The 14,467-nt window shown below is 36.6% G+C and carries 9 protein-coding genes and 3 tRNA genes; 7 read left to right on the top strand and 5 right to left on the bottom strand.

The genetic code is table 11. The features are described from left to right. Positions 1-17: 17 nt before the first annotated feature. Positions 18-1,055, bottom strand: coding sequence for a TlpA family protein disulfide reductase (locus PWU04_RS07665; RefSeq protein WP_274475409.1), 1,038 nt, complete (start codon positions 1,053-1,055; stop codon positions 18-20). Positions 1,056-1,184: 129 nt separating this feature from the next. On the opposite strand from PWU04_RS07665, the gene hutH reads away from it, so the two are divergent. Continuing rightward, positions 1,185-2,690: a histidine ammonia-lyase gene (gene hutH / locus PWU04_RS07660; protein WP_274475408.1), complete on the top strand. Its 1,506-nt coding sequence runs from the start codon at positions 1,185-1,187 to the stop codon at positions 2,688-2,690. 63 nt (positions 2,691-2,753) lie between these two features. Here the strand turns inward: hutH and PWU04_RS07655 are convergent, their stop codons facing one another. Beyond that, entirely contained in the window at positions 2,754-3,131 is a 378-nt protein-coding gene (locus PWU04_RS07655) for a hypothetical protein (RefSeq protein ID WP_274475407.1), read from the bottom strand. A gap of 95 nt (positions 3,132-3,226) precedes the next feature. Then, the gene (locus PWU04_RS07650) at positions 3,227-5,770 is read right to left on the bottom strand and encodes an ATP-dependent Clp protease ATP-binding subunit (RefSeq protein ID WP_274475406.1); all 2,544 of its coding nucleotides are present in this window, start codon (positions 5,768-5,770) and stop codon (positions 3,227-3,229) included. 260 nt (positions 5,771-6,030) lie between these two features. Between PWU04_RS07650 and gyrA the strand changes: the two genes are divergently transcribed. Next, positions 6,031-8,562: a DNA gyrase subunit A gene (gene gyrA / locus PWU04_RS07645; RefSeq protein WP_274475405.1), complete on the top strand. Its 2,532-nt coding sequence runs from the start codon at positions 6,031-6,033 to the stop codon at positions 8,560-8,562. Between the two features lie 24 nt (positions 8,563-8,586). Beyond that, positions 8,587-9,831, top strand: a complete 1,245-nt coding sequence (locus PWU04_RS07640) for a tetratricopeptide repeat protein (RefSeq protein ID WP_274475403.1) — start codon at positions 8,587-8,589, stop codon at positions 9,829-9,831. 62 nt (positions 9,832-9,893) lie between these two features. On the opposite strand, the gene PWU04_RS07635 is transcribed toward PWU04_RS07640, so the two are convergent. Continuing rightward, complete coding sequence (locus PWU04_RS07635) at positions 9,894-10,643, bottom strand: C40 family peptidase (RefSeq protein ID WP_274475401.1); 750 nt, start codon at positions 10,641-10,643, stop codon at positions 9,894-9,896. A 45-nt stretch (positions 10,644-10,688) separates the two neighbouring features. Then, positions 10,689-11,864, bottom strand: coding sequence for an acetyl-CoA C-acyltransferase (locus tag PWU04_RS07630; RefSeq protein ID WP_274475400.1), 1,176 nt, complete (start codon positions 11,862-11,864; stop codon positions 10,689-10,691). A 133-nt stretch (positions 11,865-11,997) separates the two neighbouring features. On the opposite strand from PWU04_RS07630, the gene PWU04_RS07625 reads away from it, so the two are divergent. The 4 genes from PWU04_RS07625 (at position 11,998) to PWU04_RS07610 (ending at position 14,440) form a co-directional block, all read left to right on the top strand. Next, positions 11,998-14,046, top strand: a complete 2,049-nt coding sequence (locus PWU04_RS07625) for an HD family phosphohydrolase (protein WP_274475399.1) — start codon at positions 11,998-12,000, stop codon at positions 14,044-14,046. Between the two features lie 100 nt (positions 14,047-14,146). Further along, a tRNA-Ser gene (locus PWU04_RS07620) sits at positions 14,147-14,230 on the top strand. 27 nt (positions 14,231-14,257) lie between these two features. Next, positions 14,258-14,332 (top strand) — tRNA-Pro (locus PWU04_RS07615). 34 nt (positions 14,333-14,366) lie between these two features. Beyond that, positions 14,367-14,440: transfer RNA gene (locus PWU04_RS07610), tRNA-Arg, on the top strand. Positions 14,441-14,467: the final 27 nt, after the last annotated feature.

The raw sequence follows: 14,467 nt of genomic DNA, 5'->3' as shown, positions 1-14,467 counted from the left end.
ATTAAGCGGCTTTTCTATTATATTTCTAAACTATTAAATAGTTCTTTTATTTGATTACTTGATGGCCTAGGAGCATCTGGTGTAACTATATTTCCTTCTGGATCTACAAGAATGAATCTTGGAATACCTTTTATTTGATAATCCTGAACAAACTGCGATTGCCACCCTTTTGGTGCAAATAACTGTATACCTTCCAATTCCTTATCCTTTACCATTGCTTTCCAATCAGCGTTGGCTTGTTCCCAAGAGCCTTTGTGAGTACGATCGTCATCAATAGAGATACTTACAAAAGAAATGTTTTTGTCATGATATTCTTTATCAAGTTCTTTTAATGCAGGGATTTCACGTTTACAAGGGCCACACCACGTAGCCCAAACATCAATATAAACATACTTTCCCTTAAGGTCTGCAAGTGATGTTTTAGTGCCATCTATGTTTTCATAATCAGTAAAAACTGGAGAAGCAGAGCCTTTAGGCATAGCCTCTAATAATGCTAATTTAGATTGGATGTATCCTTGGTATGATCTTAAGGTTTTTTCAAGGTTGCTTTTCTCTTTGTTAGTTAACGATGAATCTATGGTTGGATATTCTTTTAATAAAGCATCAAAATCAGAATTCAGGTTTTCTGTTGCTGTGTTGAAAGTTTCCATGTTTGGAGTTTCAAACAGCTCATCGCTTAAATGCTTTTGTCTCAAAAGCGTTGATTTGATAAAGAAGTTATTGATGTCTGATGCATCCCCGGAAAAAGTTAGAGACTCGTCAAAAGATTTCGTGTCTAGTGTAAACGCTGTTTCATTATCGTTTTTAAGATAGAGTTCTCCATATTCAGTACCATCAAAAAACATATACTTTCCCTCTTCAACTTTTAAAGTGTCCTTAAAAGTCCCGTCGTCATTGATAGGAATAAGTTTTTCGTATTCCTTTCCTTTAAATATTTTAAGTGTTTTATCCGGGTGTGGATTGGTTATTTTACCAGATAGGGTTGCATAGTCTTTGGGCTCTTCTTTACATGCTATTATAGCCAAAGCACTAAGAAGAATAAGTGTTTTTTTCATCTAAATAGGTTTTTGTTCATCCAAAAATAAACTTTTCTATCATTATCAAAAGGTAAATTATTTAATTATTAACATATGTTTGGATAATTTGATATGAATATGGATTTTTGCGACACTTAAACTCAGAACATGGAAAACTTTCATTATATATCGACCGATACAATTGATTTACAGGTCGTTCAATCGGTAATTTTAGAAAACAAAAAAATAAAACTTTCAGAGGAAAGTATTGAAAATATTACTGCTTGTAGAAATTATCTTGACGAAAAGATGAAAGCTCAAGATGAGCCTATTTATGGAATCAATACGGGTTTTGGATCGTTATATAATGTAAAGATTACTAAGGATAAATTAACGCAACTTCAGGAGAACCTGGTGATGTCACATGCCTGTGGCACAGGGGAGATTGTTCCTAATGAAGTTGTTAAGTTAATGTTGTTCCTAAAAATCCAGTCATTAAGTTATGGTCATAGTGGTGTTCAGTTAGAAACTGTAAACCGCCTGGTTGACTTTTTTAACCATGATATACTACCGGTAATTTATACTCAGGGTTCGTTAGGAGCGTCAGGAGATTTAGCTCCTTTAGCACACTTGTCACTTCCTTTAATTGGTAAGGGAGAGGTTTGGTATAAAGGAGAAATTATTTCTGGAGAAGACCTATTGAAAGCGTTTAAATGGGAACCAATACAATTGCGCTCCAAGGAAGGTCTTGCTTTGTTAAATGGTACTCAATTTATGAGCGCCTATGGTGTACACTTGTTATTAAAATCTTTAAAATTATCATATTTAGCAGATTTGATTGGATGTGTTTCCTTGGAAGGCTTTGATGGAAGAATCGAGCCGTTCAATGAGTTAGTGCACATAGTTCGTCCACACAATGGACAATTAAAAACCGCCGAACGTGTTCGCGAATTTTTAGATGGTAGTGAATTGATAAAACAAGCTAAGCAACATGTTCAAGACCCATATTCATTTAGATGTATGCCTCAAGTTCATGGAGCGAGCAAGGATACTTTAGCATTTGTGGAAAAAACATTCTTGACTGAAATAAATTCTGTGACAGATAACCCAAATGTGTTTTCTAAGGAGGATGAAATTATCTCAGGAGGTAATTTCCATGGTCAACCGTTAGCTCTAGCGTTGGATTATTTGAAGATTGCTATGGCAGAATTGGGTAATATCTCAGAGAGAAGAACATATCAGCTAATTTCAGGATTACGTGGATTACCAGCATTTCTTGTTGATAATCCAGGGCTTAACTCTGGGTTCATGATTCCTCAATATACTGCAGCGAGTATTGTAAGTGCAAACAAGCAGTTAGCTAGTCCTGCTAGTGTAGATTCTATTGTTTCTTCAAACGGACAGGAAGACCATGTAAGTATGGGCGCAAATGCAGCAACTCAGGCGTTCAGGTTGGTTTATAATGTAGAACGTGTATTGGCAATAGAATTATTTAATGCATCTCAAGCATTGGAATTCCGTAGACCATTACAATCATCAGCTTTTATAGAGTCTTTTGTGCAGTCGTTTAAAACAGAAGTTCCTTTTGTTTCAGACGATCGTGTTTTACACGATGATATTCAGACTGCTATTTCATTCGTAAGTAATTTGGAAGTAGAGTTCGATTTATTGTAGAGCATCAAATGTTGATATAAAAAAAGCATTGCAAATTAGTTTGTAATGCTTTTTTTTTTTTGATTAAATATGATGCTGTACAAGCAATTCTTTGGCCCATTGTTTAGCTTTTTCTATTGTAGTAAATGCTTGAAAAGGCTTATCCATAAATAGCTTTTCTAATTGAGTGTTGCTTAATACAATCTGCGTTTCTGATACAACAGCAAAACCAATTAGGTTGTCAATATGCGATGTTCTCAGGTAGGTAGAAGGGTCTATAGAATAAGAGTTTGTTCTATTGGATATATAAACAAATGGTTTGTCTTTAAAATATTTATTGGCTATTCGCTCTAATTCGTTATTGTGTTCAGAAACAATTGTTATTCCTTCATTCATGGTTGCAATAACTAAATCTTCATCAATAATTACTGTAGCAAATCTGTATTTAATGGTTTTAGTCATGTTTAAAATCAGTTATATATTTATCTCTAGATAATAAAAAAACCCTGTCGAAGATAGACAGAGTTTATTTATTCAAATGACAATAGAAGTTAAATTTATCCTTCGGTAGGCTTTTCAGTATGTTGAATGTTTACTGTAAGTTCATCAGATTTTTCATCCAAATCCATTACAATAGTGTCGCCCTCTTGAACTTTTGAAGCGATAATTTCCTCAGCCAATGCGTCTTCTACATACTTTTGTATAGCACGTTTTAAAGGTCGAGCTCCATATTGTTTGTCAAATCCTTTATTTGCAATGAACCCCTTGGCTTTAGTGCTTAGTTTTAAGGTGTAACCTAAATCTTTGATTCTAGTGAAAAGTTTAGCTAATTCTATATCTATAATCTTATCAATATCTTCTTTTTCAAGAGTGTTAAAGACTACCACATCATCTATTCTGTTTAGGAATTCAGGTGCAAATGCCTTTTTAAGGGCATTTTCAATAACACTTCTTGCATTGGCATCTTCTTGTGCTTTTTGGGCTGCTGTCCCAAAACCAACTCCTGTACCAAAATCCTTAAGTTTTCTGGCTCCAATGTTAGAAGTCATGATAATTATTGTATTTCTAAAATCTATCTTACGACCTAAGCTATCCGTAAGGTAACCATCATCAAGAACCTGAAGTAACATATTGAATACATCTGGATGAGCCTTCTCGATTTCATCTAAAAGAATTACGGCATAAGGTTTACGTCTTACCTTTTCGGTCAGTTGGCCTCCTTCTTCATACCCTACGTATCCTGGAGGTGCACCAACCAGTCTCGAAATGGCAAATTTCTCCATGTATTCACTCATGTCTATTCTTACCAAAGAATCATCACTGTCAAATAATTCTCTGGAAAGAACCTTTGCCAACTGGGTTTTACCAACACCTGTTTGTCCAAGGAAAATAAATGATCCAATAGGTTTATTCGGGTCTTTTAAACCAGCACGATTACGCTGAATAGCTTTAACGACTTTAACAACTGCTTCATCCTGACCAATTACCTTACCTTTAATAAGTTCTGGTAATTTAGCGAGTTTATTACTTTCGGTTTGAGCGATTCGGTTAACAGGAATACCTGTCATCATAGAAACAACATCTGCCACATTGTCCTCTGTGACAACTTCACGGTGTAATTTGGTTTCTTCCTCCCATTTTTCCTGTGCTAGAAGTAATTCCTTTTCAATACGTTTCTCGTCATCTCTTAACTTAGCGGCTTCTTCGTATTTTTGCTTTTTAACCACTGTGGTTTTTAGCTCCTTAACTTCCTCAAGTTGCTTTTCAAGCTCAAGAATTTGTTTGGGTACATCAATATTGGTAATGTGAACGCGTGAGCCAGCCTCATCTAAGGCATCAATTGCCTTGTCTGGCAGAAAGCGATCAGTCATGTACCTATTTGTGAGCTTTACACAAGCTTCAATAGCTTCAGGAGTGTAATCAACATTATGGTGGTTTTCGTATTTTTCCTTTATGTTATTGAGGATTTCGATGGTTTCCTCTACTGTAGTAGGTTCAATTATAACCTTTTGGAAACGACGTTCCAATGCTCCATCTTTTTCAATATACTGACGGTATTCGTCTAAAGTTGTAGCACCTATACATTGAATTTCTCCCCTTGCTAGAGCAGGTTTGAACATGTTAGAGGCATCTAAACTTCCTGTTGCACCTCCTGCACCTACAATTGTATGAATTTCATCAATGAAAAGGATGATATCATCATTCTTTTCAAGTTCGTTCATCACCGCTTTCATACGTTCTTCAAACTGTCCGCGATATTTAGTTCCTGCAACAAGACTGGCCAGATCTAATGTAACTACTCGTTTATTGAAAAGAATTCGAGATACTTTTCGTTTAACAATACGATTAGCTAATCCTTCTGCAATGGCACTTTTACCAACACCAGGTTCACCAATTAATAATGGGTTGTTCTTTTTTCGACGGCTTAGTATTTGGGAAACACGTTCAATTTCTTTCTCTCGGCCTACTACGGGGTCTAGTTTCCCTTCCTCTGCCATAGCGGTTAAATCTCTTCCAAAGTTATCTAAAACAGGAGTTTTTGACTTCTTGGTGCTTTTACCTGATGGAGAGTTGAAAATATTTTCCTTGCTATCGTCGTCTCGTGTATCGTCATCTTGAAACGATTCCGCTTTTGGTTCTATATAGTCATCATCGTTTGTAATCATATACTTAAATTGTTCTTTTGCACTGTCGTAATCAACATGCAGTTTATTCAAAAGTTTAGTAGTCGGGTCATTTTCATTGCGTAAAATGCAAAGAAGTAAATGTGCGGTATTAATTGAGCTGCTTTGGAATAGTTTAGCCTCCAAAAAAGTAGTCTTAAGAGCACGTTCTGCTTGTCGGGATAGGTGTAGGTTTTTCTTTTCGTTTGAGGCTACTGCAATATTAGGGTTAGCAGGACTTAGTATTTCTACTTTACGTCTTAAGTGATTAAGGTCTATATCCAGTGCGTTCAATATATCAATAGCTTTGCCATTACCATCTCTAAGCAAGCCGAGCATAAGATGTTCGGTGCCAATAAAATCATGGCCTAAGCGTAATGCTTCTTCTTTACTATATGCTATTACGTCTTTTACTCTTGGTGAAAAATTATCATCCATAAATTAGGTTCCTTTCTGCATTAAAAATACTAAATCATATTACCAAAGGCAAAAACTATACCTTAAATTATATGCGTTTAGCTAATAGACAAAAAAAGTCCATAAATTCAAAAAAAATGCAGTCATATTTATCAACCACAGCGAGGAGATAAATTGTTAATAAAAAATGTTAAAAAACACAGTATGTAAGGGCGTCGTGACATTTGAAATGGTTATATTAGCACGATTTGAAAAACTGAAGAAACTAATTAATTTTATATATGGCAGAAGGAGAAAAACTCATTCCTATTAACATAGAAGATGAAATGAAGTCGGCTTACATCGACTATTCGATGTCGGTGATTGTGTCAAGAGCCCTTCCTGATGTAAGAGATGGATTGAAACCTGTTCACCGTCGTGTGTTGTTTGGAATGCACGAATTGGGTGTTAAGGCTAATTCAGCGTATAAAAAATCGGCAAGAATAGTAGGGGAAGTACTCGGTAAGTACCACCCACACGGAGATACTTCCGTATACGATACGATGGTACGTATGGCCCAAGATTGGAGCCTACGTTACATGCTGGTTGATGGTCAAGGGAACTTTGGATCGATTGATGGTGATAGTCCTGCTGCAATGCGTTATACAGAAGCTCGTATGCGTAAGATATCAGAGGATATGCTTGCCGATATCGACAAAGAAACTGTAGATCATAAATTGAACTTCGACGATACCTTAAAAGAGCCTACAGTATTGCCAACTAGAATTCCTGGCCTATTGGTTAATGGAGCATCTGGTATAGCAGTAGGTATGGCGACAAATATGCCACCACATAACCTTAGTGAAGTTGTTGATGGTATCACTGCCTATATTGATAATCATGATATTGAAATCGATGAGTTGATTACCCATGTCAAAGCTCCAGATTTTCCTACGGGAGGAACTATTTATGGTTATGATGGTGTGAAGGAAGCCTTTAAAACAGGAAGAGGCCGTATTGTTTTAAGAGGGAAAGCCAATATAGAGGAAGTAAATGGTAGGGAATGTATTATTGTTACAGAGATTCCTTATCAGGTTAACAAAGCCGAAATGATTAAGAAAACGGCCGATCTTGTTAACGAAAAGAAAATCGACGGTATTTCTACTATCAGAGACGAGTCTGATAGAAAAGGAATGCGAGTTGTTTACGTTCTAAAGCGTGATGCTATTCCTAATATTGTACTTAACAAATTATACAAGTATACTGCATTACAATCGTCTTTTAGTGTTAACAATATTGCATTGGTTAATGGACGACCTCAATTACTCAATTTAAAAGACCTTATCCATCATTTTGTTGAGCACCGTCATGAAGTTGTAGTGCGTCGTACAGAATATGAATTGAGAAAAGCTGAAGAACGTGCCCACATTCTTGAAGGTTTGATCATTGCTTCTGATAATATTGATGAAGTTATAGCTCTAATCAGAGCATCATCTAATGCAGATGAAGCTCGTGAGAAGTTGATGGAGCGTTTCAAACTCACCGAAATTCAAGCGCGTGCAATTGTAGAAATGCGTCTTCGTCAATTAACTGGACTAGAGCAAGATAAACTACGGGTTGAGTACGAAGAATTGATAAAGACCATTGAAGATCTTAAAGATATCCTTCAAAAGAAGGATCGTAGAATGGAGATCATTAAAAATGAACTCCTAGAGGTCAAAGATAAATATGGAGATGCTAGACGTTCTGTGATTGAGTACGCTGGTGGAGATTTGAGCATTGAAGATATGATCCCTAATGAGAAAGTGGTTATCACAATCTCGCATGCTGGATATATCAAACGTACATCTCTTACTGAGTATAAAACCCAAAATAGAGGTGGAGTAGGGCAAAAGGCTTCAAATACGAGGAATGAAGACTTCCTAGAGCATTTGTTTGTTGGAACAAATCATCAGTATATGTTGTTCTTCACTCAAAAGGGTAAATGTTTTTGGATGCGTGTTTACGAAATTCCAGAAGGAAGCAGAAGTTCTAAAGGACGAGCTATCCAAAACCTTATCAATATAGAGCAAGACGATAAAGTAAAAGCCTTTATCTGTACCCAGGATCTTAAAGATGAAGATTACATCAACAACCATTATGTGATTATGGCGACCAAAAAAGGTCAGGTAAAGAAAACATCTTTAGAGCAATATTCCCGTCCAAGAACTAATGGTATTAATGCAATTACTATTAAGGACGGTGATGAGTTATTAGAAGCTAAATTAACCACTGGTGAAAGCCAAGTAATGCTGGCTCTTAAATCTGGTAAGGCAATTCGATTTGAAGAAGCTAAAACCAGACCTATGGGAAGAAGTGCTTCAGGGGTTAGAGGAATTACTTTAGCACATGACGATGATGAAGTTGTAGGAATGATTGCTGTAGATGACATGGAGAGTAATATTTTGGTAGTTTCTGAAAACGGTTATGGTAAACGGTCTAGTCTTGATGACTATAGAATTACAAACCGTGGAGGAAAAGGAGTGAAAACCATTTCTATTACAGAAAAAACAGGTAACTTAGTTGCTATCAAGAATGTAACTGATAATGATGATTTAATGATTATCAATAAATCAGGTATAGCTATTAGGTTAGCAGTAATGGATTTACGTGTTATGGGACGGGCAACACAAGGGGTCCGTTTAATTAACCTTAAAGGAAAAGACTCCATTGCTGCGGTTGCCAAAGTTATGCATGACGAAGAGGATGTAAATGGAGAGGAGAATCTAGATGCGATGGTGAATGAGGAAAACGGCACAACAATTGATAACCCTCAGGACACAGAAAACAACTAACATAATAAGTAAAGACAAACTACAATGAAAAAACAAGTTATCGTTGCTTTAGCACTATCTGTTTCAGCTTTCTCATTTGCTCAAAAAAAAGAGCTAAAAACAGCAGAGAAGGCATTAAAGAAAAATAACTATGCTGAAGCTAAAACCGCTTTAGGGCAAGTAGAGGGTATGTTATCTTCTATGGATGACAAATACAAGGAACAATATTATTACTTGAATGCAGAAGCTTTATATGCCAATGGAGCGGGATCTGATGCAGATATAGATATGGCTTTAAAGAGCCTAAGCAATGTCAACAGTAAAGAGGCTGATGAATTAAAGCAGGCTATGTTACAATCTTTTTTAACAAAAGGAAATGATGCTTATGAAAAAAAGGATTTAGGAAATGCTTCCATTTATTTTGAAAAAGCCTATCGTGCATCGACTAAAGACACTACATATTTGTACTATTCTGCATCTGCAGCTGTGCAAGGACAAGATTTTGATCGCGCACTTCCGATTTATGAAGAGTTAAGAGATTTAGGGTATACTGGTATTCAAACCGAATACTTTGCCGCTAATAAAGAAACAGGGGTTGAAGAGTCATTCCCAAATAAAGAGTTGAGGGATGCTTCAGTTAAGTCTGGAACTCATATTAAACCTTCAGATCGACAATCTCAATCAAGAAGAGCCGAAATAGTAAAGAACATAGCTTTGATTTATGTCGGACAAGGAAATGATCAAAAAGCTATTGAGGCTATGGATGAAGCTCGTAAAGCTAATCCAGAAGATATAAGTTTATTGATAACAGAAGCTAATATTAACTTTAAAATGGGGAATACGGCCGAGTTTAAGAGATTGCTTGAAGAGGCTACCCAAAAAGATCCAAATAATGCGGAGCTGCAATATAACTTAGGGGTTGTGTCGGCTGAAACGGGAGATGTTGAATCTGCTAAGAAATTCTACCAGAAAGCTATTTCGTTAGATCCTTCTTATGTTAATGCACAAATCAATATGGCTGCATTGATTTTAGGCGAGGAGCAAAAAATAGTAAGTGAAATGAATAATTTGGGGACTTCGGCTGCTGATAACAAACGTTATGATGAATTAAAGGAAGAGCGAATGAATTTGTATAGAGAAGCTATTCCTTACCTTGAAGGTGCTTTAAAAGTAGATCCTACTAATTTACAAGCTGCCAAAACATTATTAAATATCTATGTGGCTATAGGTGATACCCAAAATGAAAATAAAATGAAAGCTAAGGTTGCAGAACTTGAAGCTGGGAACTAAACTTTAATCACATATAATAAAAAAGCCGCTTTCAAAGCGGCTTTTTTTATTATATAAATAACTTAAACAATCTTTTTGATAACCCTTAGCTTATGGGTGTGGATACCTTTGTCTACGTTATAAATTCCGGAATGGTCCAATCGGTCTATACGTACCTTTCCGTGTGCATGTATAATATAGTTGTCCCTCATGATAATCCCTACATGAACAATTTGTCCCTCGCTGTTATCGAAAAAAGCCAAGTCACCAGGCTCACTTTCTTCAATAAAACTCAAGGGTTCACCTTGGGTGGCCTGTTGTGAGGCATCACGTAAGACTTTATAACCATTAAGCTTGTAAACCATTTGGGTAAAACCAGAACAATCAATTCCAAAGCTAGTACGGCCCCCCCATAAATAAGGAGCGTTCAAATACATAAATGCTGTTTTAATTAATTGCTCTTTAGGCTGTACACCACTAATACTATTACCATCATGATAATGATTTAGAAGAGAAAGCGCATTTAAGTTAGAGCCTAAGGGAATAGGGTATAAATGTTTTTCTTTGTCTTCTACAAACTCCACCAAGTCCGAAGATAAACGGGTAGGAGAGTTGTTCAACATCTCATAATTCTCCTTTGTAATTTCCAGATACTGTTTATTATCAATCCATCCTTCATATTTGTCAAAGGAAAGTCTAATCTTACTCCAATATTTACGTTGTTCCAATATCTTAAAATGTTCACCATACAACAATTGCGAAACCAGTTCGCTTTTATCAGAAGGATCCAATCTTAAGGGGACAATGCTTAAGTTACAAAGGCCGTATTGCATTCAATTAGGTTAAGTGGGTCAGTTAATCCAATGTCAAATTACTAATTAGCGCTCAATTACAATAGCTGATGCACCTCCACCACCATTACAAATAGCAGCAGCTCCAATTTTGGCGTTGTTTTGTTCCAATACATTTAACAAGGTAATGATAATTCTAACACCAGAACAACCCAGTGGATGACCTAAAGAGACAGCTCCACCATTTACGTTTACTTTATCCTCACTAAGATCTAAAATCTTCATGTTAGCAAGACCAACAACAGAAAAAGCCTCATTAAATTCGAAGTAGTCAACGTCGTTAATCGAAATGCCTGCTTTGTCAAGAGCTTTAGGTAGAGCTTTGGCAGGAGCAGTGGTAAACCATTTTGGTTCTTGGGCAGCATCGGCATAACTCTTAATCGTAGCCAAAGGTTCAAGTCCTAGTTCTTCCGCTTTCTGTCTGCTCATTAAAACAACAGCGCCTGCACCATCATTAATTGTCGATGCATTGGCTGCAGTTACAGTTCCTTCTTTTGTGAAGGCTGGGCGTAAAGCACCAATCTTTTCCATTTTGAAATGGGTATACTCCTCATCTTTATTTACAACTATTGGTTCGCCTCGACGTTGAGGAACTTCAACTGGTACAACTTCATTGTCAAATTTTCCAGCATTCCAAGCAGCAGCAGATCTTTGGTAAGACTGTGTAGCAAAGTTGTCTTGATCTTCTCTTGAGAAATTGTATTCAGTTGCACATGCATCTGCACAAACCCCCATGGCAACTTGATCGTAAGCATCAACTAGACCATCTTTTTGCATACCATCTTCCATGGTCACTGGGCCAAATTTAGCAGCAGTTCTTGCATGGTAATAATGAGGAATCAAACTCATGTTTTCCATACCGCCGGCTACAACTATATCAGCGTCTCCCAATGCAATAGCCTGAGCTCCCTGCATAACGGCTTTCATCCCGGAAGCACAAACCTTATTAACCGTAGTACAAGGTACAGTATTCGAAAGACCAGCATAAATGGCTGCTTGTCTTGCAGGAGCTTGTCCTGTTCCCGCCTGAACTACATTACCCATAATTACTTCTTGTACCAATTCTGGGTTAAGGTTGATTTTTTCAAGGGCTCCTTTAATGGCAATTGCTCCTAACTTAGGAGCTGGTATTGTTGAAAGAGACCCCATAAAGCTTCCTATTGGAGTTCTAGCAGCCGAAACAATAACAACTTCTTTATTCATCTTTTAAATGTGTTTTATTTTAACTGTCGCGAATTTAATCAATTTTTACTAGAAAAGGGAGTCAGCACGCCTTCTTTATAAATCGTTAAAGGCACTCATATTTTTATTACATTTGAAAACCTTAACGTTTTTTATGAAAGACTTCATAAACATGATATATAGAAACCATTCCTTGGTTTATAAAGTATTATTGTATATCGCCACCACTGTGTTAATTGTATATCTTTTCCCAAAAAGTGGACGCTTTAGATATAATTTTGAACGAGGTAAACCTTGGCAATCCGAAAACCTTTATGCACCTTTTAATTTTGCAATCAAAAAAACTGATGCAGAGCTTGAGGTCGAAAAAGAACAGATACAACAACAGGCAACACGTTATTTCGATAGGGATGTTCAAGTGAAAACCAAAGTAGTAAAAGCTTTTGAAGATGAATTTCCAAATATTTTTGGAGATAGTATAAACAAAAGAGAGTTAAATCATATTCACAAAACTGGCATAACAATTTTAGATAACCTCTACCAGTTTGGTGTATTGGAGGAGAATTATAATTTCAATCCTGAAACTCATGTTGTTTTACTTGAAGATAGAAAGGAGGCAGTTAATATAGATTATGGAAAATTAATAGTACAAGACAGTATTACTTCCATAATAAATAACTCATTAGTAAGTAATCTGGATAAGGCTCTGACAATCCCTCTTACAGCTTTGTTTTTTGATGTTATAGAGCCTAATTTAAAGTATAACAAGACCTTTACAGATCAAGCGATTCAAGAAGCTTTGGGTAAAATATCTTTCACTAGAGGGAGTGTAGAGAAAGAAACACTGATAATCTCGAAGGGAGAGGTTGTTGAAGGTGATAAATTCCAAATATTGAAATCTCTTGAAGCCGAGTATGAGTCACAAGTTTGGACCGATTCCAACTATAATTGGATAGTATTTGCATACACTCTACTGGTAGCTTTAGCTCTATTAATGTTACTGCTGTTCCTCAGAAAATACAGACCGGATGTTTTTGAGAATAATACCAAAGTGACATTTATATTTTTTAATATTCTAACAATTGTTCTCATTACTACTTTGGTTGTCAATTTCAATGCTAAGTACATTTATGTAGTTCCCATATGTGTCCTACCGTTGGTGTTGAAAGCTTTTTTCGATGCTCGTCTAGGGCTCTTTTCGCATGTGGTTACCGTATTGTTGTTGGGGTCTATTGTTCCTAACAGTTATGAGTATATGTTTCTGCAGATTATTGCAGGAATAGTTACAATTCTCACCGTGTCTGAGCTTTATAAGCGCGCTAATCTTTTTATTTCGGTTGGACAGATTACATTGATTTATATTATCGCCTATTTCGCTTTTTTTGTTATACATGAAGGAAGTGTTGAAACGATTAAATGGCAAACCTTCGGATTATTTATACTTAATGGTTTGGCCACCTTGTTTGTGCAACCATTGATTTATGCCTACGAAAAATTGTTCGGTTTGGTGTCAGATGTATCGTTATTGGAGTTATCAGATACTAACTCAAAGCTTTTAAAAGAATTGGCCAATAAAGCACCTGGAACATTTCACCATTCATTAAATGTTGCTAACCTAGCAGAAGCATCTGCCAATGAAATAGGGGCAAATGCGATGCTGGTTAGGGTAGGGGCCTTATATCACGATATAGGGAAGATGAAGAACCCAACCTACTTTACCGAAAACCAATCTACGGGCTTAAACCCTCATGATGAGTTATCTCCTAAGGAAAGTGCTTCGATAATCATTGATCATGTTCTGAATGGTATTGAAATGGCTCGAAAGCATAAGTTGCCAGATCGTGTTATCGATTTCATTAGAACACATCACGGTACCACAACAGTTTATTATTTCTATAGAATGGCTCAGGCTACAGATCAAGATTTTGATGAAGTTGACTATACTTATCCAGGTCCGAAACCATTTAGTAAGGAAACGGCTATTTTAATGATGTGCGATAGTGTGGAGGCGGCCTCTAAAAGTTTAAAGGAACCAACATCAACAAAAATTGATGTTTTTGTGGAAAATATTATTAATAAGCAGATGGATGTTGGACAGTTTTTAAATGCGAATATTACTTTCAAAGAAATTCAAGCGATTAAAAAAGTGCTAAAACACAAGCTTGCAAATATTTACCATTTAAGGATAGAATATCCCGAATAATTTTTTTAAAAAATTAGATAAAATAGTTGCGTGATTAAGCGCCATACCCTACATTTGCAACCGCAAAAACAAAGAAACGTTCACAATAATATTGAATAAAGGAGAGGTGCCAGAGTGGTAATGGAGCAGATTGCTAATCTGTCAACGCGTAAGTGTTGCCAGGGTTCGAATCCCTGTCTCTCCGCAACCGGAGAACAAAATATTGTTCTATCGGGGTGTAGCGTAGCCCGGTTATCGCGCCTGCTTTGGGAGCAGGAGGTCGCAGGTTCGAATCCTGCCACCCCGACTTTTTTGTTTATATTCAGGAGTAATCCTTGAAGGGTCGCGTAGCTCAGCTGGATAGAGCATCTGCCTTCTAAGCAGACGGTCACAGGTTCGAATCCTGTCGCGATCACAGTAATAGCAAGGGTTTCGAGAAATC

It is taken from the genome of Mangrovimonas aestuarii (assembly GCF_028767185.1).
In the GTDB taxonomy this organism is placed as follows: domain Bacteria; phylum Bacteroidota; class Bacteroidia; order Flavobacteriales; family Flavobacteriaceae; genus Mangrovimonas_B; species Mangrovimonas_B aestuarii.
Note: the sequence above shows the minus strand (reverse complement) of the source record. Positions and strands in the feature narration are given on the sequence as shown.

Coding starts and splice junctions, on each gene's coding strand:
- PWU04_RS07665 (WP_274475409.1), bottom strand. CDS start 1,055: ATGAAAAAAACACTTATTCTTCTTAGTGCTTTGGCTATAATAGCATGT.
- hutH (WP_274475408.1), top strand. CDS start 1,185: ATGGAAAACTTTCATTATATATCGACCGATACAATTGATTTACAGGTC.
- PWU04_RS07655 (WP_274475407.1), bottom strand. CDS start 3,131: ATGACTAAAACCATTAAATACAGATTTGCTACAGTAATTATTGATGAA.
- PWU04_RS07650 (WP_274475406.1), bottom strand. CDS start 5,770: ATGGATGATAATTTTTCACCAAGAGTAAAAGACGTAATAGCATATAGT.
- gyrA (WP_274475405.1), top strand. CDS start 6,031: ATGGCAGAAGGAGAAAAACTCATTCCTATTAACATAGAAGATGAAATG.
- PWU04_RS07640 (WP_274475403.1), top strand. CDS start 8,587: ATGAAAAAACAAGTTATCGTTGCTTTAGCACTATCTGTTTCAGCTTTC.
- PWU04_RS07635 (WP_274475401.1), bottom strand. CDS start 10,643: ATGCAATACGGCCTTTGTAACTTAAGCATTGTCCCCTTAAGATTGGAT.
- PWU04_RS07630 (WP_274475400.1), bottom strand. CDS start 11,864: ATGAATAAAGAAGTTGTTATTGTTTCGGCTGCTAGAACTCCAATAGGA.
- PWU04_RS07625 (WP_274475399.1), top strand. CDS start 11,998: ATGAAAGACTTCATAAACATGATATATAGAAACCATTCCTTGGTTTAT.